Source organism: Ramlibacter sp. P4_H7 (assembly GCF_056400765.1).
In genome coordinates, this window is the sequence record NZ_JBFUKP010000004.1 from 172,628 (window position 1) to 195,881 (window position 23,254).

Consider the following 23,254-nt stretch of genomic DNA (forward strand, 5'->3'; position numbering starts at 1 on the left):
GCGAGCCGGCATGCTAAACCAGCGGAAACGCCCCCGGTGCGGCTGTCATACTCCGCCCCCATGGCGTACGTGGATCTCTCGCAGGACGCGGCGGCGATGCGCCGCATCTTCCTGTCGCTGGGCCTGGCGCAAGCGGACGAGGCGGTCCACGCGACGGCCCTCACCGGCGGCGTCTCCTCCGGCATCTACCGCGTGGACCTGCGCAGCGGCCGCTACTGCGTCAAGCAGGCGCTGCCGCAGCTGAAGGTGGCCAAGGAATGGAAGGTGCCGGTGGAACGGGTGTTCTCCGAGGTCGGTTACCTGCGCACCGTGGACCGCATCGTGCCGGGCCACGTGCCGCGCGTGCTGGGCGAGGACACGGCCACCAAGAGCTTCGTGATGCCTTTCCTGGGGCCCGAGTACCGCAACTGGAAGTCCGAGCTGCTGGCGGGCCGCGTGGACCCGGCGCTGGCCGGCACCGTGGGCGACGTGCTGGGCCGCATCCATGCCGCGACGGCGGACGATGCAGCGATCGCCGCCCGCTTCGCCACCGACGACAACTTCTACGCGATCCGGCTGGAGCCCTACCTGGTGGAGACGGCGCGGGTGCACCCCGCGCTCGCCGAGGGACTGCTCGAGACGGTCCAGCGCACCGCCGCCACGCGCCGGGTGCTGGTGCACGGCGACGTGAGTCCCAAGAACATCCTGCTGGGACCGGACGGTCCCGTGCTGCTGGATGCCGAGTGCGCCTGGTTCGGCGATCCGGCCTTCGACCTGGCCTTCTGCCTGAACCATTTCCTGCTGAAGTCGGCGCACCTGCCCGCACACGCAGCATCGCTGCTCGCCAGCTTCGACGCCTTCCTGCAGGCCTACTGGCCGCACGTGAGTTGGGAAGACGCGGCGCAGCTCGAAGCGCGCGTCGCCACCCTGCTGCCCGGGCTCACGCTCGCGCGGGTGGACGGCAAGTCGCCGGTCGAGTACCTCGATGAACCCACGCGGGAGTCCGTGCGCCGCGCCAGCATCGCACTGCTGCAGGACCCGACCCCTTCGCTCACCACCCTCGCCGCGCGCTGGGCGCGCCACTTTTCCTTTTCCGCATGACCATCCAAAGCCTGCAAGCGCGCCGCATCTGGGACTCGCGCGGCCGCCCCACCGTCGAAGTGGAAGTGATCAACGCCGATGGCAGCTCCGGCATCGGCATGGCACCGGCGGGCGCCTCCCGCGGCACGCGCGAGGCGGTGGAGCTGCGCGATGGCGGCCAGCGCTTCCGGGGACTCGACGTGCAGCAGGCACTGCGCGCGATCGAGCGCGAGATCGCGCCGGCGCTGGTGGGACGCGACGCGGCGGACCAGGAAGGCATCGACCACTTGCTGATCGCACTGGATGGCACGCCCAACAAGTCACGCCTTGGTGGCAACGCGCTGGTCGCGACCTCGCTGGCCGTGTTGCACGCCGCCGCGGCGCAGGCGCGCGAGCCGCTGTGGCGCTACCTGGCGCAGGGACGCCCGGTGCAGCTGCCCCTGCCGCAGATCCAGGTCTTCGGGGGTGGCGCGCACGCGGGCCGCCGGGTGGACGTGCAGGACTTCATGGTGATCGCCACCGGCGCCACCTCGTTCGCGCAGGCGATGGAGATGACCGCCGAGGTGTACCGCGCCGCCGGCGAGATCATGGCCAGCCGCGGTGCGCTGGCCGGCGTGGCTGACGAGGGCGGGTGGTGGCCGAACTTCACCCGCAACGAGGAAGCGCTGGACACGCTGGTGCACGCCATCGTGAAGGCCGGCTACACGCCGGGCGAGGACGTCGCCATCGCGCTGGACATCGCCGCCTCCGAGTTCGGCCGCGGGGGCCGCTACCGCCTTGCGCTGGACCAGCAGGAGCTGGACAGCGACGGCCTCTGCGAGCGGCTGCTGCGCTGGATCGAAAGCTATCCCATCGTGTCGATCGAGGACCCGCTGGCGGAGGACGACGAGGCCGGACTGGTCGCCTTCACCAAGGCGGTGGGCGGGCGCGTGCAGGTGGTGGGCGACGACTACTTCGTGACCAGCGCCGAGCGGGTGCGTGCCGGGGCGCAGCTGGGCGCCTGCAACTGCGTGCTCATCAAGCCGAACCAGGCCGGCACGGTCACCGAGACGAAGGCAGCCCTGGACGCTGCCCTCGCGCTGGGCTACGCGACCATCGTCTCGGCCCGCTCCGGCGAGACGGAGGACGTGGCCATCGTGCACCTGGCCACCGGCTGGAACGCGGGGCAGCTGAAGGTGGGCTCGTTCGCCCGCTCCGAGCGCATGGCCAAGTGGAACGAGGGCATCCGCCTGGAGTCCCGCCCGGGTGCACCCGCGGGCTTCGCGGGCCGCGCCGCACTCGCGCCCCGGCGCTGAGCCGGCCCTCTCCCGATTGGGGGAGAAGGCGTCGCGGACGGTCCCGCGCACTGGCGCGCGGGCCGGGCCGAACGTAAGCTGCCCGGTTCAGCGAAGGGAGACTCCATGACTGCAGCCGCCGCCGTCGCCACGCGCATTGCCGACCTCCCCGGTCCGTCCGGGCTGCCCCTGGTCGGCAACGCGCACCAGATCAGCCTGCCGCATTTCCACGAGCAGCTGGAGGAATGGCGGCGGCAATACGGCGATGCCTACCGCGTGCGCATCTGGACGCGCCAGTTCGTCGTGATGGGCGATCCGCAGGTGGCGGCCGAGGCGCTGCGCGACCGGCCGGGCACATTCAGCCGCACCGAGCGGGTGTCCAGCACGGCCACCGAGATGGGGTTCGGAGGACTGTTCGCCTCCAATGGCGAGAAGTGGCGCCGGCAGCGCCCCATGGTGATGGCGGCCTTCGATCCCGGGCACATCAAGCGCTACGTGCCCGCGCTCATCCAGGTGGCGAGGCGCCTGTCCCGCCGCTGGGAGCACGCCGCGCGGCAGGGTGAAGTGATCGACGTGCAGGGCGACCTCATGCGCTACACGGTCGACGTCATCGCGGGGCTGGCCTTCGGCGCCGACATCAACACGCTGGAAGGCGAGGAGGACGTGATCCAGCACCACATGGAAAAGATCTTTCCGGCGCTGTTCCGCCGGACGCTGGCGCCCTTTCCCTACTGGCGCCACGTCAAGCTGCCGGCGGACCGCGCGCTCGACCACCACCTGGACGCCTTCCGCACGGCCGTGCAGGGCTTCGTCGCCGCGGCGCGCGAACGCATGGACGCGAACCCGTCCCTGCGCGAGGAGCCCAGCAACCTGATCGAGGCGATGATCGCCTCGCGCGACCGGCCCGGCAATGCGCTGACCGACGAGGACGTCGCCGCCAACGTCGCGACCATGCTGCTGGCGGGCGAGGACACGACCGCCAACACGCTGGCCTGGATGATGGTGCTGCTGGCGCGGCACCCCTGGGCGCTGGAGCGCGCCACCGCCGAAGTGCGCCGTGCCCTGGGCGAGAACCGGGTGGTGACCCGGCTGGACCAGCTCGACGCGCTGCCCTTCGTCGAGGCCTGCAGCCACGAGACCATGCGCCTGAAGCCGGTCGCCCCCATCCTGCCGCAACAGGCCGAGCGCGACACCGTGCTGGGCGGCATCGCGATCCCCAAGGGCACGCTGTGCATCTTCCTCATGCGCGCCGGCACCAGCGACGCGCGCCACTTCGAGCGTCCCGAGGCCTTCGACCCGGACCGCTGGCTGCGCGAGGAGGCCGGCAGCGCCAAGCGCATCGCCATGCCCTTCGGCGCGGGGCCGCGCATGTGTCCGGGGCGCTATCTCGCCCTGCTGGAGATGAAGATGGCGGTGGCCACGCTGCTGGGCGGCTTCCGCCTCGACAGCGTCGAAGCAGCCGACGGCGGCGCGGTGCGGGAGCGCCTGGCCTTCACCATGGCGCCCACACCCCTGGTCATGCGCCTGAGCCCGCGCTGAAAGCGGCGGACAACGCGCGCCGCGCGTTCGATAATCGCCCGCCATGAACTACTGGCTGATGAAGTCGGAGCCCGAGGAGGTGTCGGTGGACGACGCCCTGGCCGCTCCCAAGTCGACGGTCCCCTGGACCGGCGTGCGCAACTACCAGGCCCGCAATTTCATGCGCGACGGCATGCGCGTCGACGACGGCGTGCTGTTCTACCACTCGAGCTGCGCCGAGCCCGGCATCGTCGGCATCGCGCGCGTGGCCTCGACGCCCTACCCCGATCCGACGCAGTTCGACCGCAAGTCTCCCTACCACGACCCGGCGTCCAAGCCGGACGAGCCGCGCTGGGTGCTGGTGGACGTGCAGGTGCTGAAGAAGACGCGCAACCTCACGCTGCCCGAACTGCGTGCCGATCCGCAGCTGCAGGACCTGGTGGTGCTGCGCAAGGGCAATCGCCTGTCCATCACGCCGGTGGAGCCGAAGCACTGGAAGCGCATCGTCAAGCTGCTAGCCGCCGCATGAGCGGCTGGCAGCTGGCCGCCTTCCTGCTGTGCGTCGCCGTCGCCACCTTCGCGCAGCGCATCACCGGCTTCGCGCTCGCGCTCATCCTGCTGGGATTGACCAGCCTGTTCGAACTGGCCGCCCTGCCCGACGTGGCAAACGTGGCGACCGTGCTGTCGCTGGCCAGCGCCGCGATCGCCCTGCGCGGAACGCGTGAGTCGCTGGACTGGACGATCTTGCGCACCACGATCACCGGCAGCGTGTTCGGCTACGGCGTCGGCGTCGCGCTGATGGCCTGGCTGAGCGCCAACGTGGTGGTGCTGCTGCGGCTGTTGCTGGGCGTCGTGGTGATCGCCTGCGCCGTCGTGGTGCTGGTGCGCACGCAGCCGCTGGCGCAGCGTTCGTCGCGCTGGTCCTTCCGTGGCTTCGGGCTCGTGTCGGGCGTGCTGGGCGGGCTGTTCTCCGCCTCCGGTCCGCCGCTGGTGTACCAGTACTACCGGCAGCCGCTCGACCTGGACACCGTGCGTGACACGCTGGTGGCGACGCTCGCCGCGGGCTCGCTGATCCGGCTGGCCATGGTGGTCCCGTCCGGCCAGTTCAGCGCGCGTTCGCTGCTGATGTGCGCCCTGTCGGTGCCGGTGGTGATGGGCATCACCTGGTGGCTGCGGCGGCATCCGCCGGCATGGCGGCGCGAGACCGTGCTGATGATCGTCTGCGCGCTGCTGGTGATCACGGGCGTGGGCCTGGTCGTGCCCGCCGTGCACGCCTTGCTGGCCTAGGCGCGCACCAGGCGCGGCAGCGCCTTGCCGGCGCCCGTGCCGCGCGGGAACAGCGTCCGGGCGACGCGCTCGTTGTCCAGGCCGAAGCATTCGGCCGCGCTGCCGGCGATCAGCGCATCCAGCCCCAGCGTCGGCCGCAGGTCGCGTCCTTCGTGCAGCGCGGAAGCGGTCAGCCCCGGCCAGTCGGCGATCACGCGGCCGCCCTGCACCGCGCCGCCGGCCAGCAAGGCCGCGGAGCCCGTGCCGTGGTCGGTGCCGCCGGTTCCGTTGGCCGCCGCGGTGCGTCCGAACTCGGTCGCCACCAGCACCACCGTGTCCTGCCACGCCGCACCCAGCCCTTCCTTCAGCGAGCCCACCAGAGTGTCCAGCGATCGCAACTGGGCTGCGAGGCGCGCGTTCTGCGCGCTGTGCGTGTCCCAGCCGCCGGTCTCGATCATCGCGATGCGCGGGCCTTGCGGCTGCGCGAGGAAGCCCGCCGCCATCCGGCCCACCGCCGCCGGGTCCTGCCGGTTGCCGCCGCCGCTTTCCTTCGCTCCCGCCATGCCGCGCGCATCCATGGCGGCCGACCACAGCGCGTGCAGCTGCGCGTCGCCGGCATACAGCTGCTGCACGCGCTGCAGCAGGTCGTCGCCCGCCGGCGGCAAGGCCGACGGCGCATACGAAGTGACCTCCGCGGCGCCGCGCAAGGCCAGCGGCACGGTCGGCGCCAGCGCGATCGCGCCCTTGCCGTGCCGGGGCAGCAGCGCGACCAGCCGGTTCATCCAGCCGTCCTTCAGCTGGTAGGGCGCGGTCCCGCCGCTTTCCAGCACGTTCTGGCCGTCGAAGTGGGAGCGCTCGCGGTAGGGGGACGCCACCGCGTGCACGAACAGCGCCTGGCCCTGCGCATGCAGGGCAGCGAATTCCTTCAGCGCGGGATGCAGCGCGAAGCTGCCATCGAGCCGGGTGGCGCCGACGGCGTCGATCGCCAGGGGCCCGCGCAGCGCCGCATAGGCCGGATCGGCCACCGGCACCACCGTGTTCAATCCGTCGGCGGCGCCGCGCTGCAGGATGAAGACGAAGCGGCGCTCAGTGGCGGCCTGCGCGAACAGGATGCGCGGCGCCGCGAACAAGGCACCGGCACCGGCGAGGAAGTGGCGGCGCGCGAGGGTCATGCTTACCTCCGCAGGAATTCAGGCGAGACCAAAAGCAGCGCGAGGCCGCTGGCCGGGCTGTCGGCGCGCGCGATGGCGCTCACGGTCGACTCGCCCAGCCGGCCGGGCAGCACGCGGGGCGCCAGGCTGCGGGCATCGACCGCGTCGCCGGCCTGCGCGGCGATCCGCTGCGCCGCTTCAACCCGGCGCAGCAGCGCGTCCGGCGCGGCCCAGGTCGCGGCGACATCGTCGTAGCCGGCCGGCGAACCGGGGCGCCACACCGGCTGGCCGAGCTGGTTCATCAGGGCGGCGGCCTGTAGCGGCGGCACCTCGTTGCGCCCGAGCGCGCGCAGGCTGGAGACCGCCCACTCCCACGGCGTCTTGAACTTGGAGGCGGCGGGCTCCCAGCTTTCGCGCGCGGCAACCAGCGCCCGGTAGACGGTCGGCAGTTCGCCCCCGCTGCGCTGGAAAGCCCCGGCGAGGCCTTGCACCAGGGAGGCTGGCGGATCGTCGGCCACGAAGTGGCGCGCCAGCTTGGTGGCGATGTGCCTGGCCGTGGCCGGCGCGGTCGCGAGGTCGTGCAGGATGGCGCGGGCCTGTTCTTCTCCCGCCTGCGCATACACGCGGCCCAGGACGGTACGGCTCCCGGGCTCGTGCAGCACCGCGCGATAAGCGAAGGCGCCGCCTGCGGCGTCCGCGCCTTCGCCAGCGGGCAGGCCGGGCAGGCCGGGCAGCGTCCAGCCGGTGAGCGCCCGCGCGAACTCGGTGACGTCGTCCTGCGTGTAGCCGCTGCGCACGCCCAGCGTGTGCAGCTCCAGGATCTCGCGCGCCAGGTTCTCGTTGAGCCCGCGCCGGCGCGGCTGCTGCCGTTCCGCCGCGCGCAGCGCCACGACGCTCTGCGGGCCGATCGATTGCGCCTGGTCCAGGTACAGCAGCATCGCCGGATGGCGCGTGACGGCCAGCAGCATGTCCTCGAAGCGGCCCAGCACCTGGGGCCGGATGGCATCGGCCTCCAGCGCGCCGGCGAGGCCCAGCACCGGCAGCTTGTCCACGGACACCGCGAAGTGGTTGGCCCAGAAATGCACCAGGTGCTCCACGAAGGGCGCCGGCGTGCCGAGCGCGCTGCCTGTGCGAGCGCCGACCGCACCGAGGTAGGCCTCGCGCGCGTCGCGCCGGTACGCCTGCCGCGCGGCCTGCTGCCCGCCGGCAGCGGCCTCGCGCACGGCGCGCTGCCCCGCGAGCAGCGCCTGCACTGCGCCCGGCGTACGCTCCTGCGCGCGCCAGGGCGCAGGCAGCGGGTCGTAGCGCTCGAACTGGGACAGCAGCCAGCGCTGCGGATCCGCGGGCGGCGCGTCCTCCGGACGCGCGCCCAGGCCGAAGCGGTTCAGTGCGATGGCGGCGGCGCTCATGGACCGCATTGGACACCGGCAGCGGGCGTTTGCGTTGTCCCGGCCGTTTCGCGCGTGTAAACGAAAAAGCCGCCCGGAGGCGGCTTCTTCGTGGCGGGCCGGCTTACTGCCCGTCGGTGGAGATTTCCTCCGGCTCGGGCTTGGCCTTGCCTTCCTTGCGCGGCAGCGGCTGGATGTCCAGCTTCACGTCCGCGGTCTCGGTGCCCTTCTCGTCGGTCTTCACGTCCATGTCGACCGTGAGGCGGCCGCCCTCCGTGAGCCTGCCGAACAGCAGTTCGTCGGCCAGCGCCCGGCGGATCGTGTCCTGGATCAGGCGCTGCATCGGGCGGGCGCCCATCAGCGGGTCGAAGCCCTTCTTGGCCAGGTACTTGCGCAGCACGTCGGTGAAGGTCACCTCCACGCGCTTCTCGGCGAGCTGCTGCTCCAGCTGGAGCAGGAACTTGTCGACCACGCGCAGGATGATCTGCTCGTCGAGCGGCTTGAAGCTGACCGTGGCGTCCAGGCGGTTGCGGAACTCGGGGGTGAATAGCCGCTTGATGTCGGCCATCTCGTCGCCCGGGCTGCGCTCGGTGGTGAATCCGATCACCGCCTTGTTCATGGTCTCGGCGCCCGCGTTGGTGGTCATGATGATGATCACGTTGCGGAAGTCGGCCTTGCGCCCGTTGTTGTCGGTCAGCGTGCCGTGGTCCATCACCTGCAGCAGCACGTTGAAGATGTCCGGGTGCGCCTTCTCGATTTCGTCGAGCAGCAGCACCGCGTGCGGCTTCTTGGTAATGGCTTCGGTGAGCAGGCCGCCCTGGTCGAAGCCGACATAGCCGGGAGGCGCACCGATCAGGCGCGACACCGCGTGCCGCTCCATGTACTCGGACATGTCGAAGCGGATCAGGTCGATGCCCATGATGTAGGCCAGCTGCTTCGCCGCTTCGGTCTTGCCGACGCCGGTGGGGCCGGAGAACAGGAAGGCGCCGATGGGCTTGTCGCCGCGGCCGAGACCGGAGCGCGCCATCTTGACCGAGGCCGCCAGGATGTCGAGCGCCTTGTCCTGGCCGAACACCACGCTCTTCAGGTCGCGTTCCAGGGTCTGCAGCTTGCTGCGGTCGTCGTTCGACACCGAGGCGGGCGGAATGCGCGCGATCTTGGCCACGATCTCCTCGACTTCCGCCTTGGAGATGGTCTTCTTGCGCTTGCCCACCGGCAGGATGCGCTGGGCCGCGCCGGCCTCGTCGATCACGTCAATGGCCTTGTCCGGAAGGTGCCGGTCGTTGATGTACTTGGCGCTCAGTTCCGCGGCGGCCTGCAGGGCGGCGGCCGCGTACTTCACGCTGTGGTGCTCCTCGAAGCGGGACTTCAGGCCCTTGAGGATCTCCACCGTCTGCTCCACCGTCGGCTCGACCACGTCGACCTTCTGGAAGCGCCGCGACAGGGCCGCGTCCTTCTCGAAGATGCCGCGGTACTCGGTGAACGTGGTCGCGCCGATGCACTTGAGCGCGCCGCTGGAGAGCGCCGGCTTCAGCAGGTTGGACGCGTCCAGCGTGCCGCCCGACGCCGCGCCGGCGCCGATCAGGGTGTGGATCTCGTCGATGAACAGGATCGCGTTGGGCTTGTCCTTCAGCGAACGCAGCACGCCCTTGAGGCGCTGTTCGAAGTCGCCGCGGTACTTGGTGCCTGCCAGCAGCGCGCCCATGTCGAGGGAGTACACGGTGGAATCCGCGAGGATCTCCGGCACTTCCTTCTGCACGATGCGCCAGGCGAGGCCCTCGGCGATGGCGGTCTTGCCCACGCCGGCCTCACCCACCAGCAGCGGGTTGTTCTTGCGGCGGCGGCACAGGATCTGGATCACGCGCTCGACTTCGTACTCGCGGCCGATCAGCGGGTCGATCTTGCCGTCCCTGGCCGACTGGTTCAGGTTGAGCGTGAACTGCTCGAGAGGCGAGGCCTTCTCGTTCTTCTCGCCGCCCTCTTCGCCCTCGGAAGACGAGTTCTCGCCGCCCTTGGAGGGCTCCGGCGGATCGCTCTTCTTGATGCCGTGCGCGATGTAGTTCACCACGTCCAGGCGCGTCACGCCCTGCTGGTGCAGGTAGTACACGGCGTGCGAGTCCTTCTCGCCGAAGATGGCGACCAGCACGTTGGCGCCGGTGACTTCCTTCTTGCCGTTGCCGGTGGACTGCACGTGCATGATCGCGCGCTGGATGACGCGCTGGAAACCCAGCGTGGGCTGGGTGTCGACGTCGTCCGTGCCCGCGACCTGGGGCGTGTTGTCCTTGATGAAGTTGGCCAGCGACTTGCGCAGGTCGTCGATGTTGGCACTGCAAGCGCGCAGCACTTCGGCCGCGCTGGGATTGTCCAGCAGGGCCAGCAACAGGTGCTCCACGGTGATGAACTCGTGGCGCTGCTGACGCGCTTCCACGAAGGCCATGTGGAGGCTGACTTCCAATTCCTGGGCAATCATGAGATTTCCTTCTGCCTGTCGTTCAAAACGTTCTTACCTCTTCCTCTGAGTCCCGGCTCAATCGACCGGTTCACTCAAACATTGAAGGGGGTGTCCCGCCTGGCGGGCCGCCTCCTGGACCTGCTGGACCTTCGTGGCCGCGACGTCCCTCGAATAGACGCCGCAGATGCCTTTCCCGTCCAGATGGATCTTCAGCATGATCTGTGTAGCCGTCTCGCGATCCTTGTTGAAAAATTCCTGAATCACCACCACCACGAATTCCATGGGCGTGTAGTCGTCATTGAGCATGACGACCTGGTACATCTGCGGGGGTTTGGTCTTCTGGAGTTTCCGCTCTGCCACCACCGAGCCGCCGTCGTCGTCCGCGGGCCGGATGACGGGACCGGCCGGAGGAGGAAGAGGTGTCTGACTGGCCATGAAAATCATTCTATCGACCGGAAATCGCACCCGCCGACCCAAGGTGAATTGGTGACGGTCCCGTCACATTCAAGCGACATGGATTCGGGCGCGGAACATTGTTCGCGCATCTTCGCGTGCGGCCGAGCAGAAACCATTGAATGACGGGCACTTGCGCTCAACTAAGTGAAAATATTGACAGCTGGACGGTCTTCAAGGACACTCTTTCGCCTCTGAGGGAACAAAAGCGAGGGGCGCGCAATCATGGCGACCGGAACTGTCAAGTGGTTCAACGATGCCAAGGGGTTCGGCTTCATCGAACCGGATGGAGGCGGGTCGGACGTGTTCGCCCATTTCTCGGCGATCACCATGGACGGCTTCAAGACGCTCAAGCAGGGATCCCGCGTGAGCTTCGACATCCAGCAAGGACCCAAGGGCCAGCTCGCCCAGAACATCCAGGCGCAGCCGGGGGCGATCCAGACGCAGGCCCCCGAGCCGGTGGATCGACCTCCGCGCCAGCCCAAGGTGCGCGCACCGCAGTTCCATGCGGCGGCCGTCCACGGCGGCGGCGGCAACGACCACGCCAGCAAGTAAGGCCGGGGGCGGCGACGCGCTGACCATCGGCCCCAGCAAAAAGCCGCCCGAGGGCGGCTTTTTCGTGGGCGTCAATGGGCGATCCAGACGCCGTCCGGCCGCCGGCATGCCGTGCCGCGGGTGCGCTGCACGCCGTGTTCGGTCTTCACCTCCAGCCGGTACGGCCGGCAATAGGACCCCTGCACGTACTGCACCTGCCCGGGGACGACCACGTAGTTCGCCGGTCCTTCCACCCATTGCACGCGGGAGTTGACGGGCGCCACCTCCAGCACCTCGCCCACGCAGGCCTGGTTCTGAGCGTCCATGCGCGTTCCCACCTCGCCGCCGATCAGCACGCCCGCCACGGCGCCGCCGATGGTGGCCAGGGTGCGGCCGTCGCCCTTGCCGATCTGGTTGCCCAGGGTGCCGCCGACGATGCCGCCAAGCACGCGGCCGACGGTCGCACTGTTGCAGCGGTAGGTGCCCGCCACCGGGGCCGGCCGGTACTGCGGCCGGTAGACGTACTGGCCCTCCTGCCGGTCCATCCAGGGCGGATGCGCGTACACGGGCTGGACCGGCGCGACGGGCGCCGGCACCACGACCACGCGCTCAGGCCCCTTGCACTTGCGCTTTTCCTTGTACTCGCCGTCCTTCTTCCACTCGCGGGTCACCTTGCAGTTGCCGTCCCAGAATTCCTCCTTGTGCTTGCCGTGGCCGTGGCCGTGTCCGCGGCCGTGGTCGTCATCGTCGGCGCGCGCGAGCGGTGCCGCGAGGACGGCGGCCAGGGCGGCAAGGAGGATGGTGGTGCGTCGCATGCGGTCGGGCTTTCTCGGGTGATGACCTGCCAACGGTAGCCGCGGGGCCGGCGTTGACCGGACGGTGTAACAGATGGCAGCCCCCTGCCCCGGGATCAGCACCCCAGCTCTTCACAGAGCCGTTGCACCCGCGCCGCGACCGCGGGCTCCATGGTGATGGCCCTGCCCCACTCGCGCTGCGTCTCGCCGGGCCACTTGTTGGTGGCGTCCATGCCCATCTTGCTCCCGAGACCGGCCACCGGGGAAGCAAAGTCCAGGTAGTCGATGGGCGTGTTCTCGATGGTCATCGTGTCGCGGGCCGGGTCCATGCGCGTGGACAGCGCCCACATCACCTCGCGCCAGTCGCGCACGTCGATGTCGTCGTCCACCACGAGCACGAACTTGGTGTACATGAACTGGCGCAGGTGGCTCCACACGCCCATCATCACGCGCCGGGCATGGCCCGGGTAGGCCTTGCGGATGCTCACCACCGCCATGCGGTAGCTGCAGGCCTCGGGCGGCAGGTAGAAGTCGACGATCTCCGGGAACTGCCGCTGCAGCAGCGGAATGAACAGCTCGTTCATCGCCAGCCCCAGCACGGCCGGCTCGTCCGGCGGCTTGCCGGTGTAGGTGGAGTGGTAGACCGGATCGCGCCGCATGGTGATGCGCTCCACGGTCAGCACCGGGAAGGACGCCTGCTCGTTGTAGTAGCCGGTGTGGTCGCCGTAGGGGCCTTCCAGGGCATGCGCGAAGCCGGTGGGGTGCGCCGCATCGGGACGGATGTGGCCCTCCAGCACGATCTCGGCGGAGGCCGGCACGCGCAGCGGCACGCCGACCGCGGGAACGACTTCGGTCCGGCTGCCGCGCAGCAGGCCGGCGAACTGGTACTCGGACAGCGAGTCCGGCACCGGCGTCACCGCACCCAGCAGCGTCGCCGGATCCGCGCCCAGCGCCACGGCCACCGGGTAAGGCGTGCCCGGATGCGCGATGCCGTGCTCGCGGAAGTCCAGCGCGCCGCCCCGGTGCGGCAGCCAGCGCATGATGACCTGGTTGCGCGACAGCACCTGCTGCCGGTAGATGCCCAGGTTCTGGCGCGGCTTGTTCGGCCCCTGCGTGATGGTCAGGCCCCAGGTGATGAGGGGCGCGACGTCGCCGGGCCAGCAGTGCTGCACCGGCAGCGCCCCGAGGTCCACGTCCGCGCCTTCCAGCACCTGCTCCTGGCAAGGGGCACTGGACAGCTCGCGCGGCGCCATGTGCCACAGGCGCTTCAGAAGCTCGCCCATGCCGAGCATCTCGCGAAAACCCCGCGGCGGCTCGGGCTCCTTCAGGCGCGCGAGCAGTTCGCCGAAGGGACGCACGCCCTTCAGGTCGGCCACGCCCATGGCGCGGGCGACGCGCCGCGGCGTGCCGAACAGGTTGGCCAGCACCGGGATGCGATGGCCCGTTGGCTGCTCGAACAGCAGGGCCGGTCCCGCGGCGCGGAGCACGCGATCGGCGATGGCGGTCATCTCGAGATGCGGCGACACCGGCTGGCGCACGCGGCGCAGTTCACCGTCCTGCTCCAGCTGCGCCATGAACTCGCGCAGGTCGCGGTAGCCCATGTCAGCGCGGCGCCTCGCCGGCCCAGCGGGCCGACAGCGCATGCGGCACATCCAGCAGGTCGAGCACCCGCGCGACGGCCTGGTCGACGATGTCCTGCACGGTCTTCGGCCGCAAATAGAACGCGGGCACCGGCGGGCAGACGACGCCGCCCATTTCGGTGACGGCGACCATGTTGCGCAGGTGGCCCAGGTGCAGCGGCGCCTCGCGCACCATCAGCACGAGGCGGCGGCGCTCCTTGAGCATCACGTCGGCGGCGCGCGTGATGAGGTTGTCGCCCATCCCGTTGGCGATCGCCGCCAGCGTGCGCATCGAGCACGGGGCCACCGCCATGCCGGCGGCGCGGAAGCTGCCGCTGGCGATGATGGCGCCGACGTCGACCACGTCGTGCACGTGGTCGGCCAGCGGCCGCAGGTCGGCGGGCGTCATCGCGAGTTCGTGGCCCAGGTTGCGCCAGCCGGCCGGCGACACCACCAGGTGCGACTCGAACCCGGGTGCTTCGCGCAGGGCTTGCAGCAAGCGCACGCCGTAGCAGGCGCCGCTCGCACCGGAGATCGCGACGACGATGCGCTGTCGGCCCGCGGCGTCGCTCAGGTCCATGGCCCGGCGCCCCGCCGCGTGTGCCGGGCTTCCGGGGCGGGCTTGCGCCCGAAGCGGCTCAGGTGTTCCAGCACCGGCAGCTCCAGCGCGTCCAGCGTGTTCTTCACGACGAGGCCCAGCTCCGTGTCGCCTTCCATGGTCAACCGGCGGCTGAAGAACAGCGTGTCGGGGTCCTCCTCGCGGCGGGCCATGCGCAGGAAATCCGGCCCGGTGGCCGTGATGGTCAGGTCGGTCTGCGCCTGCCGGGGCAGCGGCGCGAAGCGCGCGCCGGTCCAGGTGAAATCGAAGGCGAGGCGCGCATCGCGCACGTGGATGCGGAACTTGCGGCGCGTCATGAGGGCCGACACGTCCGCGGGCAGGTGCGGCGCGAGGCCGGCGTTGAGCGCGGTGGCCAGCAGCAGCGAGCCCGGATAGGCGGGCAGCCGCGCCAGTACCGAGGCCACCGCGGGCGGGCACTCGGGCAGGCCGCGCAAGGTCGGCGCCTTCACGCGGCCACCTCCACGCGCTCGAGGCCCGGGCGGCCATGCCAGTAGCCGTTGCATTCCGCGCCGGGCAGCAGGGCCCGCAGGCCGGCATCGGCTTCCTCCACGCTGAGCCCGCCGGTGCGCGCGGCATGGAACAGCGCGATCACGTCGCCCATGTTCTGCGACTGCGGGCTCAGGCGCAGCACGTCGACGCCACGCGCCGCGAGGTCCTCGGTCTCCTGCAGCAGGCTGTACACGCGGGCCGACTGCGTCTGGATGCCGTTGAGCACCAGGAAGGGTTCGCCGTCGCGGGTGCGCAGTGTCTGGCCATCGGGATGGGCGATGCAGCTGAAGCCGCAGTCGTCCTTGGGCAGGTTCAGGTGGCGCGCCGTGAAGCAGCGCGCCGAGAAGGCCAGCGGCATCCGGCCCAGCGCGAACACTTCGGTCTCCAGGCCGGACGGGCGTTCGAGCTGCAGCAGCATCAGGTCGTCGCGCTTCATCTCCGTGGGCATCACCCAGCGCGTGGCGCCCAGTTCGGCCATCCAGCGCAGCGCATCCGCGTTGTAGAGATTCAGGTGAGGCCCCGCCACGAACGGGACCTTGCCCGCCAGGCAGTGCACCGCGCCCATCTCGTTGGCCTCCACGGTGAACTCACCGTTGGCGGCGATCTTGTGCATCGTGGCCACGTCCGCGCCGGATTCCAGCAGCACCTGGGTGGACAGCACCACTTCCTTGCCGGCGGTCCGCAGCATGTGGGCGACATCGAGCCAGTCCTGCAGCCGCATCTCGCGGCGCCGCGAGCAGACGGCCTCGCCGAAATAGACGATGTCCACCGGCGTGTCCGCGATCGCGGCATAGAACGCCAGCACGGCGTCGCGCGGCCAGTAGTACTGCAGGGGGCCGAGGGAGAGCTTCATGGTCTTCATTTCCAGGCCCGGTGGTAGGCGCCCAGCGTGTGCTGCTGGCCCTCGGCCACCTGGTCGAGGCCGGCCATCCAGCCGGTTTTCACGGTGTAGCGATGGCCCAGCGCCAGGCATTGGTCGATGGCTTCGCGCCAGATCCGGGTCACCTGCGCCACGTAGGCGGGACTGCGCTGGCGGCCTTCGATCTTCACCGCGCGCACGCCGATCTTCACCAGCTGCGGCAGCAGGTCCAGCGTGTTCAGGCTGGTGGGTTCCTCGATGGCGTAGAACGCCTTGTCGTCGGCGACGTCGAAGCGGCCCTTGCACAGCGTCGGGTAGCCCGCGTTCTCGCCGGGGGCGTAGCGGTCGATCAGCACGCCGCCCAGGCGGGCTTCCAGGCCCTCGGGCGTGTCCTGCCAGCGCACCGCCTTCGGGGGCGAGCAGACGCCGTGCGTGTTGGGGGATTCGCCGGTGACGTAGGACGACAGCGCGCAGCGGCCCTCCACCATCACGCACAGGCTGCCGAAACCGAACACCTCGATCTCCACCGGCGTGCGCTGCACCAGCTGCTTGACCTGCTCCAGCGACAGCACGCGCGGCAGCACCGCGCGCTGGATGCCGAACTGCTCGCGGTAGAAGTTGATCGCCTCGTAGTTGGTCGCCGAGCCCTGCACGGACAGGTGCAGCCGCAGCTTCGGATGCTTGCGCGAGGCGTACTGCATCAGCCCGGGGTCGGCCACGATCACGGCATCGATGTCCATCTCCGCGGCCTGGTCGATGCTGGAGCGCCAGGGGCCGGGATTGCCGGCCTGCGGATAGGTGTTGATGGCCATCAGCACCTTGGCGCCGCGGGCGTGCGCGTAGCGGATGCCGTTCTCGATGGCGGCCCGGTCGAAATTCAGCCCGGCGAAATTGCGCGCGTTGGTGGCGTCGCGCATGCCCATGTAGACGCAGTCGGCGCCGCCGTCGACGGCCGCCTTCAGCGCGGGCAGGCTGCCGGCGGGACACACGAGTTCGAGGGAGGGTGCGGAAGTCGCCGGCTCGGTGGCCGGTACAGCGGAAGCGTGCATGGATCGCTTGGGCCCTGCGCTAGGGGGCAGGCATGCTGCGAACGATACGCGCGCTCCCCGCAGGGAGTTCTGACCCGCGTCAAGCTTTCGGGCCGTGTCCTCCCGCGTGCCGGACCGGCCAGCGCTTCACGCCCTCGCACCAGAACAGCGCCAGCACGGCCAGGCCGGCGGCGACGGCGAGCAGGCGCGGCGCCGGGATCGCGAACGCGAACAGCGCCGCCACCGGCGGCACCGTCAGCACCAGGGCCAGCAGCGCGCCCGTGCCCAGCGCGATCCACGCGAAGGCGGGGTTGCCCGCACGGCCATGGCTGCGCAGGCCCCAGGCGCGGTTTGCCTGGATCAGCGCCAGGTTGCTCAGGACCAGGACCGAGAACGCCACGGCACGCGCGACGTCGTGGGACGCCAACCGGCTCGCGAACAGGTAGGCCAGGAGCACCAGCACCAGCAGCCCCGCGCCCTGGAGCAGGCCGCGCAGCAGCACCTGCGCATCGAAGAGGTGCGAACGCGGCGCGCGCGGCGGGACCTGCATGGCGTCGGCCTCCGGCGGCTCCGCCTCGAACACGATGGAGCACGCCGGATCGATGATCAGCTGCAGGAACACGATGTGGACCGGCAGCAGGATCAGCGGCCATCCCAGCAGCACCGGCAGGACGGACAGGCCGACGATCGGCACGTGCGCCGCGATCACGAAGGCGATGGCCTTGCGCAGGTTGGCGAACACGCGCCGGCCGTGGCGCACCGCCGTCACGAGCGAGGCGAAGTCGTCGTTCAGGAGCACCAGGTCCGCGGCTTCGCGCGCCACGTCGGTGCCGCGCGCGCCCATGGCCACGCCGATGTGGGCCGCCTTGAGCGCGGGCGCGTCGTTCACGCCGTCGCCCGTCATGGCGACCACGTCGCCTCGGGCACGGAACGCCTGCACCAGGCGCAGCTTCTGCTCGGGCCGGACCCGGCAGAACACGTGCGTGCCGGCCAGGCGCGCAGCCAGCGCGGCGTCGTCCAGCGTGTCGAGGTCGGCGCCCGTGAGGTACCCATCGGTCGCGGCAAGCCCCGCCTGGCGGGCAATGGACAGTGCCGTCTGCGGATGGTCACCGGTGATCATCACGACGCGGATGCCGGCCGCGCGGCACTCCGAAACCGCGGCGCGGGCGTCGGGACGCACCGGGTCCTCCAGCCCCAGCAGGCCGACGAACTCGAAATCGAAGTCGTGCTGGACCTCCGGCATCGCGGCTCCGGGAAAGATCGCGCGTGCCACGCCCAGCACCCGCAGCCCGTCGCGCGCCAGGGCCGTCACCGCTTCCATGATCCGCTGCGCCTGCGCGGCCGGCAGGTGGCACAGGTCCACGATGGCTTCCGGGGCGCCCTTCGCGGCCACCATTCGCTCCTGCCGGTCGGGCGATTGCCAGACCCGCGACATCGCCAGCATCGCGCGCGACAGCGGGTAATCGTCCACCAGCGCCCAGTCCGCGTGCAGGTGCTCGGTGCCCGCCAGGTGAAGCCGGCCCGCCTGCGCGATGGCGACTTCCATCGGATCGAAGGGCCGCCGCCGGCTGGCGAGCACGCCGTATTCGAGCACCGGGTGGAAGGCCTCCGGCAGGCCCGGCGGCGCGCCCTCCTGCAGCGCCTGCACGTCGCCGTCGACCCACAGCCGGCGCACCGCCATGCGGTTCTGCGTCAGGGTGCCGGTCTTGTCCACGCACAGCACCGTGGTCGCGCCCAGCAGTTCCACGGCCGGCATGCTGCGCGTGAGCACCTTCTCGCGCGCCAGCCGCCAGGCGCCGAGCCCGAGGAAGATGGTGAGCACCACCGGCAGTTCCTCCGGCAGGATGGCCATCGCGAACGTGAGGCCGGCGAGCACCGCGTCGAGCCAGTCCCCGCGGGACAGCCCGTGCACCAGCACCAGGGCCGCGGCCACGGCGAGCCCCGCGGCCGCGATCCAGCGAACGATCCGCAGCATCTCCTTCTGCACCGGCGTCGGCTCGGCCGTGATGGCACCCAGCGACGCGCCGATGCGGCCGAGCGCACTGCGCGCGCCGGTGGCCCGCACGATGCCGCGCGCCGTGCCCTGCGTGACCAGCGTGCCGGCAAACACCAGCGCTTCCTCGTCGCTCCCGGCTCCCTCCCGTGCAGCGTGCCGGGTGACCGGCGCGGATTCCCCCGTGAGCAGCGACTCGTCGACGGAGACATTCGAGGCCTCCACCAGCAGCAGGTCCGCGGGGACGCGATCGCCTTCCGACAGCAGCACCACGTCGCCGGCCACCACTTCGCGGCCGGGGATGCGCCGCGGCGCGCCGTCGCGCACCACCAGCGCCCGCGGACTCGACAGGTCGCGCAGCGCCTCCAGGGAGCGTTCGGAGCGGCGCCGCTGCACGTAGGTCATGGCCACGACGACGAGCACGAATCCCAGCAGCATCAGCGCTTCGTGCACGTCGCCCAGCGCCAGGTAGATCCCGCCGCAGGCCACCAGCAGCAGGAACATCGGCTCGGCGAGCACGTCGCGCAGCAGCCCCAGTGCACCGCGTCGGGCGGCGGCGGGCAGCTCGTTGAAACCAGAAAGGCCGAGACGCCTGCGCGCCTCGGCCTCCTGGAGGCCCCGGGTGGGGTCGGTCGGCTCGGCGGCCGGCACCGTACAGGCCTGTCTTCGGTTCAGCCCTGCGCGGCCGCCAACGCGGCGTTGAAGGTCTCGCTGGGCCGCATCACGGCGCTGACCTTCTTGCGGTCCGGGAAGTAGTAGCCGCCGATGTCCGCCGGCTTGCCCTGCACCGCATTGAGCTCGTCGACGATCTTCTGCTCGTTGGCCGCCAGCGACTTGGCCAGGGGAGCGAAGCGCGCCGCCAGCTCGGCGTCGTCCTTCTGCGCCGCCAGCGCCTGGGCCCAGTACAGGGTCAGGTAGAACTGGCTGCCGCGATTGTCCAGCTGGCCGGTCTTGGGCGAGGGGTTCTTGTTGTTCTCCAGCAGCTTGCCGGTGGCGGCGTCCAGCGCCATGGCGAGCACCTTCGCCTTGGCGTTGCCGGTCTTGATGCCTTCATCCTCCAGGCTGACCGCCAGCGCCAGGAATTCGCCCAGCGAATCCCAGCGCAGGTGGTTCTCCTCCACCAGCTGCTGCACGTGCTTGGGGGCCGAGCCGCCCGCGCCGGTCTCGTACATGCCGCCGCCGGCCATCAGGGGCACGATCGACAGCATCTTGGCGCTGGTGCCCAGCTCCATGATGGGGAACAGGTCGGTCAGGTAATCGCGCAGGATGTTCCCGGTGACGCTGATGGTGTCCAGGCCGCGGATCACGCGCTCCAGCGTGAATCGCATGGCGCGCACCTGGCTCATGATCTGGATGTCCAGGCCCTTGGTGTCGTGGTCCTTCAGGTAGGTGCGGACCTTCTTGATCAGCTCGTTCTCGTGCGGGCGGTACGGGTCCAGCCAGAACACGGTGGGCATGCCGGAATTGCGGGCGCGCGTCACGGCCAGCTTGACCCAGTCGCGGATCGCCGCGTCCTTGACCTGGCACATGCGCCAGATGTCGCCCTGCTCCACGTCCTGCGTCAGCAACACTTCGCCGGTGGCCAGGTCGGTGATGTTGGCAACGCCGTCCTCCGGGATCTCGTAGGTCTTGTCGTGCGAGCCGTATTCCTCGGCCTGCTGCGCCATCAGGCCCACGTTGGGCACGGTGCCCATGGTGCGCGGATCGAAGTTGCCGTGCCACTTGCAGAAGTTGATGATCTCCTGGTAGATGCGGGCGAAAGTCGACTCGGGCATCACCGCCTTCACGTCCTTCAGGCGGCCGTCGGCGCCATACATCTTGCCGCCCTGGCGGATCATGGCCGGCATCGAGGCGTCGACGATGATGTCGTTGGGCGAGTGGAAGTTGGTGATGCCCTTGGCGGAGTCCACCATCGCCAGCTCGGGGCGGTGTTCCTGGCAGGCGTGCAGGTCGCGCTTGATCTCGTCCTGCTGCGACTGCGGCAGCGTCGCGATCTTGTCGTACAGGTTGGCCATGCCGTTGTTGACGTTCACGCCCAGCTCGTCGAACAGCTTGCCGTGCTTCTCGAAGGCTTCCTTGTAGAACAGGCGCACGCAGTGGCCGAACACGATGGGGTGCGACACCTTCATCATGGTGGCCTTCACGTGCAGCGAGAACATCACCCCGGTCTTGTGCGCGTCCTCGATCTGCTGTTCGTAGAACGCCAGCAGCGCCTTCTTGCTCATGAACATGGAGTCGATGATCTCGCCCGCGAGCAGGGAGACCTTGGGCTTGAGCACGATGGTCTTGCCCGACTTCGTGACCAGCTCCATCTTGACGTCACGCGCCTTCTCGAGCGTCATCGACTTCTCGCCGTGGTAGAAGTCGCCGTGGAACATGTGCGAGACGTGGGTGCGCGAGGCGGGGCTCCACTCGGCCATGCTGTGCGGGTTCTTGCGGGCGTATTCCTTGACCGCCCTGGGCGCGCGGCGGTCGGAGTTGCCCTCGCGCAGCACTGGGTTCACGGCCGATCCCAGCACCTTGGCGTAGCGCTGGCGGATCGCCTTCTCTTCGTCCGTCTTCGGGTTCTCGGGGAACTCGGGAACCATGTAGCCCCGGGCGCGCAGCTCGCGCACCGCGGCCAGCAGCTGGTTCTGCGAAGCGCTGATGTTGGGGAGCTTGATGATGTTGGCATCGGGCTGCAGCGTCTTCTCGCCCAGTTCCGCGAGGGTGTTGTTCACCTTTTGCGAATCGGTCAGGAAATCCGGGAACTCGCCCAGGATCCGATGGGCCACGGAGATGTCGCTCTCCACCACCTCGATGCCCGCCGCCGCGGCGAAGGTCCGCACGATGGGCAGGAACGAGTGCGTCGCCAGGTAAGGAGCTTCGTCGGTGAGCGTGTAGATGATCTTGGAACGGTCGGCAGCCAAGGGATGTCTCTCAAGAAGGTGGATGAAGTCGGCGAGCGCCACGATGCGAGCCAGCATTTTAGGCTGTGGAACCTTACGGGATCCCTGCCAAGGTACGCAGGGCCACCGTCGTCGAGACCTGCTGCCCCTTGGGCCGGATCGGGATGGGACTGTCCGCCTCTGCGAATGTCCCCCGGCGCGGGCAAGCCCACGCCTCCTCCTTTATTTCGCTGAGTCGGACAGTCCCATCCCGATCCTGCACCGCGCCGCGAAGGGCGCGCTTTGCTTCTTCACTCCGTCATCGGCAGCCGAGGTTGGGTGGCGCACGTTCGCAGCGGAACCACGCGAGGGAGACCACGGAACAGGCACGCATGGAGGGGGCCCCGCAAGCCGGGCTCGTTCATGCACGCACGTCGCAGGGCCGAGACGGGACTGTTCGACTCGGCGAAACAAAGGAGGAGGCGCGGCCCTCAGGCCGGGCCGGGGGACATTCGCAGAGGCGGACAGTCCCGTCCTGGCCCGGCCCACTGGGAGCCGGGCGTGAAACGGCGACCCGTCACATGTTCTCGATCATCACCCGACCAAAGCCCGAGCAGCTGACCTGCGTGGCGCCGTCCATGAGGCGGGCGAAGTCGTAGGTGACCTTCTTCGACAGGATCGATTTCTCGAGCGAGCTGATGATCAGGTCCGCGGCCTGGGTCCAGCCCATGTGGCGCAGCATCATCTCGGCCGACAGGATCTCGGAACCCGGGTTCACGTAGTCCTTGCCCGCGTACTTGGGCGCCGTGCCGTGGGTGGCTTCGAACATGGCGACCGAGTCGCTCAGGTTCGCGCCAGGGGCGATGCCGATGCCGCCGACCTGCGCGGCGAGCGCGTCGGACACGTAGTCGCCGTTCAGGTTGAGCGTGGCCACCACGCTGTATTCGGCGGGGCGCAGCAGGATCTGCTGCAGGAAGGCGTCGGCGATCACGTCCTTGACGATGATGTCCTTGCCCGTCTTCGGGTTCTTGAACTTGCACCACGGTCCGCCGTCGATCTCGACCGCGCCGAATTCCTTCTTCGCCAACGCGTAGGACCAGTCACGGAAGCCGCCTTCCGTGAACTTCATGATGTTGCCCTTGTGCACGATGGTCACGCTGGGCTTGTCGTTGTCGATCGCATACTGCAGCGCCTTGCGCACCAGGCGCTCGGTGCCCTCGACGGACACCGGCTTGATGCCGATGGCGGACGTGCCGGGGAAACGGATCTTCTTGACGCCCATTTCCTTGATCAGGAAATCGATGACCTTCCTGGCCTTGTCGGTGTTGGCTTCGTACTCGATGCCGGCGTAGATGTCCTCGGAGTTCTCGCGGAAGATGACCATGTTGGTCTTCTCCGGCTCCTTCAGCGGCGAGGGCACGCCCTTGAAGTACTGGATGGGGCGCAGGCAGACGTACAGGTCCAGTTCCTGGCGCAAGGCGACGTTCAGCGAACGGATGCCGCCACCGACCGGCGTCGTCAGCGGGCCCTTGATGGACACCACGTACTCGCGCGCGACCTTGAGGGTCTCGTCGGGCAGCCACACGTCGGGGCCGTAGACCTTGGTGGCCTTCTCGCCGGCGAAGATCTCCATCCAGTGGATCTTCTTCTTGCCGCCGTAGGCTTTCTCCACCGCGGCATCCACCACCTTCAGCATCACGGGCGTGATGTCGACGCCCGTGCCGTCGCCCTCGATGTACGGAACGATCGGCTGGTCCGGCACGTTCAGGGACATGTCGGCATTGACAGTGATCTTCTGGCCCTGGGCGGGCACCTTGATGTGCTGGTACATGGGGGGAAACGTCTCCGGGGAGGGATGGGGTGTGCGCACCGCCGGGCGACCCGGCGGCAA

18 protein-coding genes and 1 pseudogene are annotated in these 23,254 nt (G+C 69.7%); 6 read left to right on the plus strand and 13 right to left on the minus strand.

All coding sequences use genetic code 11. From position 1 onward, the window contains the following. The first annotated feature begins 60 nt into the window (after nucleotides 1-60). The 5 genes from AC1DSA_RS07755 (at nucleotide 61) to AC1DSA_RS07775 (ending at nucleotide 5,138) form a co-directional block, all read left to right on the plus strand. Nucleotides 61-1,080, plus strand: a complete 1,020-nt coding sequence (locus AC1DSA_RS07755) for a phosphotransferase family protein (RefSeq protein WP_477887734.1) — start codon at nucleotides 61-63, stop codon at nucleotides 1,078-1,080. Next, entirely contained in the window at nucleotides 1,077-2,354 is a 1,278-nt protein-coding gene (eno, locus tag AC1DSA_RS07760; protein WP_477887736.1) for a phosphopyruvate hydratase, read from the plus strand. Before AC1DSA_RS07755 ends, eno begins: the two co-directional genes overlap by 4 nt. Before the next feature lie 105 nt (nucleotides 2,355-2,459). Next, a complete protein-coding gene (locus tag AC1DSA_RS07765; protein WP_477887738.1) occupies nucleotides 2,460-3,872 on the plus strand; it encodes a cytochrome P450 in 1,413 nt (470 codons plus the stop codon). 43 nt (nucleotides 3,873-3,915) lie between these two features. Continuing rightward, entirely contained in the window at nucleotides 3,916-4,380 is a 465-nt protein-coding gene (locus tag AC1DSA_RS07770) for an EVE domain-containing protein (RefSeq protein WP_477887740.1), read from the plus strand. Further along, entirely contained in the window at nucleotides 4,377-5,138 is a 762-nt protein-coding gene (locus tag AC1DSA_RS07775) for a TSUP family transporter (RefSeq protein ID WP_477887741.1), read from the plus strand. Before AC1DSA_RS07770 ends, AC1DSA_RS07775 begins: the two co-directional genes overlap by 4 nt. Here the strand turns inward: AC1DSA_RS07775 and AC1DSA_RS07780 are convergent. The 4 genes from AC1DSA_RS07780 to clpS all read right to left on the minus strand — a co-directional run bounded on the left by AC1DSA_RS07780 (nucleotide 5,135) and on the right by clpS (nucleotide 10,543). Beyond that, nucleotides 5,135-6,289, minus strand: coding sequence for a DUF1501 domain-containing protein (locus AC1DSA_RS07780; RefSeq protein ID WP_477887742.1), 1,155 nt, complete (start codon nucleotides 6,287-6,289; stop codon nucleotides 5,135-5,137). The two genes, AC1DSA_RS07775 and AC1DSA_RS07780, sit on opposite strands and share 4 nt — an antisense overlap. Before the next feature lie 2 nt (nucleotides 6,290-6,291). Further along, nucleotides 6,292-7,677: a DUF1800 domain-containing protein gene (locus AC1DSA_RS07785; RefSeq protein ID WP_477887743.1), complete on the minus strand. Its 1,386-nt coding sequence runs from the start codon at nucleotides 7,675-7,677 to the stop codon at nucleotides 6,292-6,294. A gap of 103 nt (nucleotides 7,678-7,780) precedes the next feature. Further along, a complete protein-coding gene (clpA, locus tag AC1DSA_RS07790; RefSeq protein WP_477887744.1) occupies nucleotides 7,781-10,126 on the minus strand; it encodes an ATP-dependent Clp protease ATP-binding subunit ClpA in 2,346 nt (781 codons plus the stop codon). 57 nt (nucleotides 10,127-10,183) lie between these two features. Then, nucleotides 10,184-10,543 carry an ATP-dependent Clp protease adapter ClpS gene (gene clpS, locus AC1DSA_RS07795; protein WP_477887745.1) on the minus strand — a complete coding sequence of 120 codons (360 nt, stop codon included), beginning with the start codon at nucleotides 10,541-10,543 and terminating at the stop codon, nucleotides 10,184-10,186. Between the two features lie 243 nt (nucleotides 10,544-10,786). On the opposite strand from clpS, the pseudogene AC1DSA_RS07800 reads away from it, so the two are divergent. Continuing rightward, a pseudogene (locus AC1DSA_RS07800) lies at nucleotides 10,787-10,984 on the plus strand (cold-shock protein); the annotation flags it as partial. A 203-nt stretch (nucleotides 10,985-11,187) separates the two neighbouring features. On the opposite strand, the gene AC1DSA_RS07805 reads toward AC1DSA_RS07800, so the two are convergent. The 9 genes from AC1DSA_RS07805 to icd form a co-directional block, all read right to left on the minus strand. Continuing rightward, a complete protein-coding gene (locus AC1DSA_RS07805) occupies nucleotides 11,188-11,910 on the minus strand; it encodes a glycine zipper 2TM domain-containing protein (protein ID WP_477887747.1) in 723 nt (240 codons plus the stop codon). Between the two features lie 95 nt (nucleotides 11,911-12,005). Next, the gene (ubiD, locus tag AC1DSA_RS07810) at nucleotides 12,006-13,490 is read right to left on the minus strand and encodes a 4-hydroxy-3-polyprenylbenzoate decarboxylase (protein ID WP_477887749.1); all 1,485 of its coding nucleotides are present in this window, start codon (nucleotides 13,488-13,490) and stop codon (nucleotides 12,006-12,008) included. 1 nt (nucleotide 13,491) lies between these two features. After that, complete coding sequence (locus AC1DSA_RS07815; RefSeq protein WP_477887751.1) at nucleotides 13,492-14,088, minus strand: UbiX family flavin prenyltransferase; 597 nt, start codon at nucleotides 14,086-14,088, stop codon at nucleotides 13,492-13,494. Continuing rightward, a complete protein-coding gene (gene ubiT / locus AC1DSA_RS07820) occupies nucleotides 14,079-14,576 on the minus strand; it encodes a ubiquinone anaerobic biosynthesis accessory factor UbiT (protein WP_477887753.1) in 498 nt (165 codons plus the stop codon). The genes AC1DSA_RS07815 and ubiT overlap by 10 nt, the downstream gene beginning before the upstream one ends. After that, on the minus strand, nucleotides 14,573-15,469 hold the full coding sequence (ubiV, locus tag AC1DSA_RS07825) for a ubiquinone anaerobic biosynthesis protein UbiV (RefSeq protein ID WP_477887755.1): 897 nt from the start codon (nucleotides 15,467-15,469) through the stop codon (nucleotides 14,573-14,575). The genes ubiT and ubiV overlap by 4 nt, the downstream gene beginning before the upstream one ends. A 5-nt stretch (nucleotides 15,470-15,474) precedes the next feature. After that, on the minus strand, nucleotides 15,475-16,524 hold the full coding sequence (ubiU, locus tag AC1DSA_RS07830) for a ubiquinone anaerobic biosynthesis protein UbiU (protein ID WP_477887756.1): 1,050 nt from the start codon (nucleotides 16,522-16,524) through the stop codon (nucleotides 15,475-15,477). A 79-nt stretch (nucleotides 16,525-16,603) separates the two neighbouring features. Then, complete coding sequence (locus AC1DSA_RS07835) at nucleotides 16,604-19,147, minus strand: cation-translocating P-type ATPase (RefSeq protein WP_477887758.1); 2,544 nt, start codon at nucleotides 19,145-19,147, stop codon at nucleotides 16,604-16,606. Nucleotides 19,148-19,167: 20 nt separating this feature from the next. After that, nucleotides 19,168-21,462 carry an NADP-dependent isocitrate dehydrogenase gene (locus tag AC1DSA_RS07840; protein ID WP_477887760.1) on the minus strand — a complete coding sequence of 765 codons (2,295 nt, stop codon included), beginning with the start codon at nucleotides 21,460-21,462 and terminating at the stop codon, nucleotides 19,168-19,170. A gap of 478 nt (nucleotides 21,463-21,940) precedes the next feature. After that, the gene (gene icd / locus AC1DSA_RS07845) at nucleotides 21,941-23,194 is read right to left on the minus strand and encodes an NADP-dependent isocitrate dehydrogenase (protein WP_477887762.1); all 1,254 of its coding nucleotides are present in this window, start codon (nucleotides 23,192-23,194) and stop codon (nucleotides 21,941-21,943) included. Between the last annotated feature and the right edge of the window lie 60 nt (nucleotides 23,195-23,254).

Coding starts and splice junctions, on each gene's coding strand:
- AC1DSA_RS07755 (WP_477887734.1), top strand. CDS start 61: ATGGCGTACGTGGATCTCTCGCAGGACGCGGCGGCGATGCGCCGCATC.
- eno (WP_477887736.1), top strand. CDS start 1,077: ATGACCATCCAAAGCCTGCAAGCGCGCCGCATCTGGGACTCGCGCGGC.
- AC1DSA_RS07765 (WP_477887738.1), top strand. CDS start 2,460: ATGACTGCAGCCGCCGCCGTCGCCACGCGCATTGCCGACCTCCCCGGT.
- AC1DSA_RS07770 (WP_477887740.1), top strand. CDS start 3,916: ATGAACTACTGGCTGATGAAGTCGGAGCCCGAGGAGGTGTCGGTGGAC.
- AC1DSA_RS07775 (WP_477887741.1), top strand. CDS start 4,377: ATGAGCGGCTGGCAGCTGGCCGCCTTCCTGCTGTGCGTCGCCGTCGCC.
- AC1DSA_RS07780 (WP_477887742.1), bottom strand. CDS start 6,289: ATGACCCTCGCGCGCCGCCACTTCCTCGCCGGTGCCGGTGCCTTGTTC.
- AC1DSA_RS07785 (WP_477887743.1), bottom strand. CDS start 7,677: ATGAGCGCCGCCGCCATCGCACTGAACCGCTTCGGCCTGGGCGCGCGT.
- clpA (WP_477887744.1), bottom strand. CDS start 10,126: ATGATTGCCCAGGAATTGGAAGTCAGCCTCCACATGGCCTTCGTGGAA.
- clpS (WP_477887745.1), bottom strand. CDS start 10,543: ATGGCCAGTCAGACACCTCTTCCTCCTCCGGCCGGTCCCGTCATCCGG.
- AC1DSA_RS07805 (WP_477887747.1), bottom strand. CDS start 11,910: ATGCGACGCACCACCATCCTCCTTGCCGCCCTGGCCGCCGTCCTCGCG.
- ubiD (WP_477887749.1), bottom strand. CDS start 13,490: ATGGGCTACCGCGACCTGCGCGAGTTCATGGCGCAGCTGGAGCAGGAC.
- AC1DSA_RS07815 (WP_477887751.1), bottom strand. CDS start 14,088: ATGGACCTGAGCGACGCCGCGGGCCGACAGCGCATCGTCGTCGCGATC.
- ubiV (WP_477887755.1), bottom strand. CDS start 15,469: ATGAAGCTCTCCCTCGGCCCCCTGCAGTACTACTGGCCGCGCGACGCC.
- ubiU (WP_477887756.1), bottom strand. CDS start 16,524: ATGCACGCTTCCGCTGTACCGGCCACCGAGCCGGCGACTTCCGCACCC.
- AC1DSA_RS07840 (WP_477887760.1), bottom strand. CDS start 21,462: ATGCTGGCTCGCATCGTGGCGCTCGCCGACTTCATCCACCTTCTTGAG.
- icd (WP_477887762.1), bottom strand. CDS start 23,194: ATGTACCAGCACATCAAGGTGCCCGCCCAGGGCCAGAAGATCACTGTC.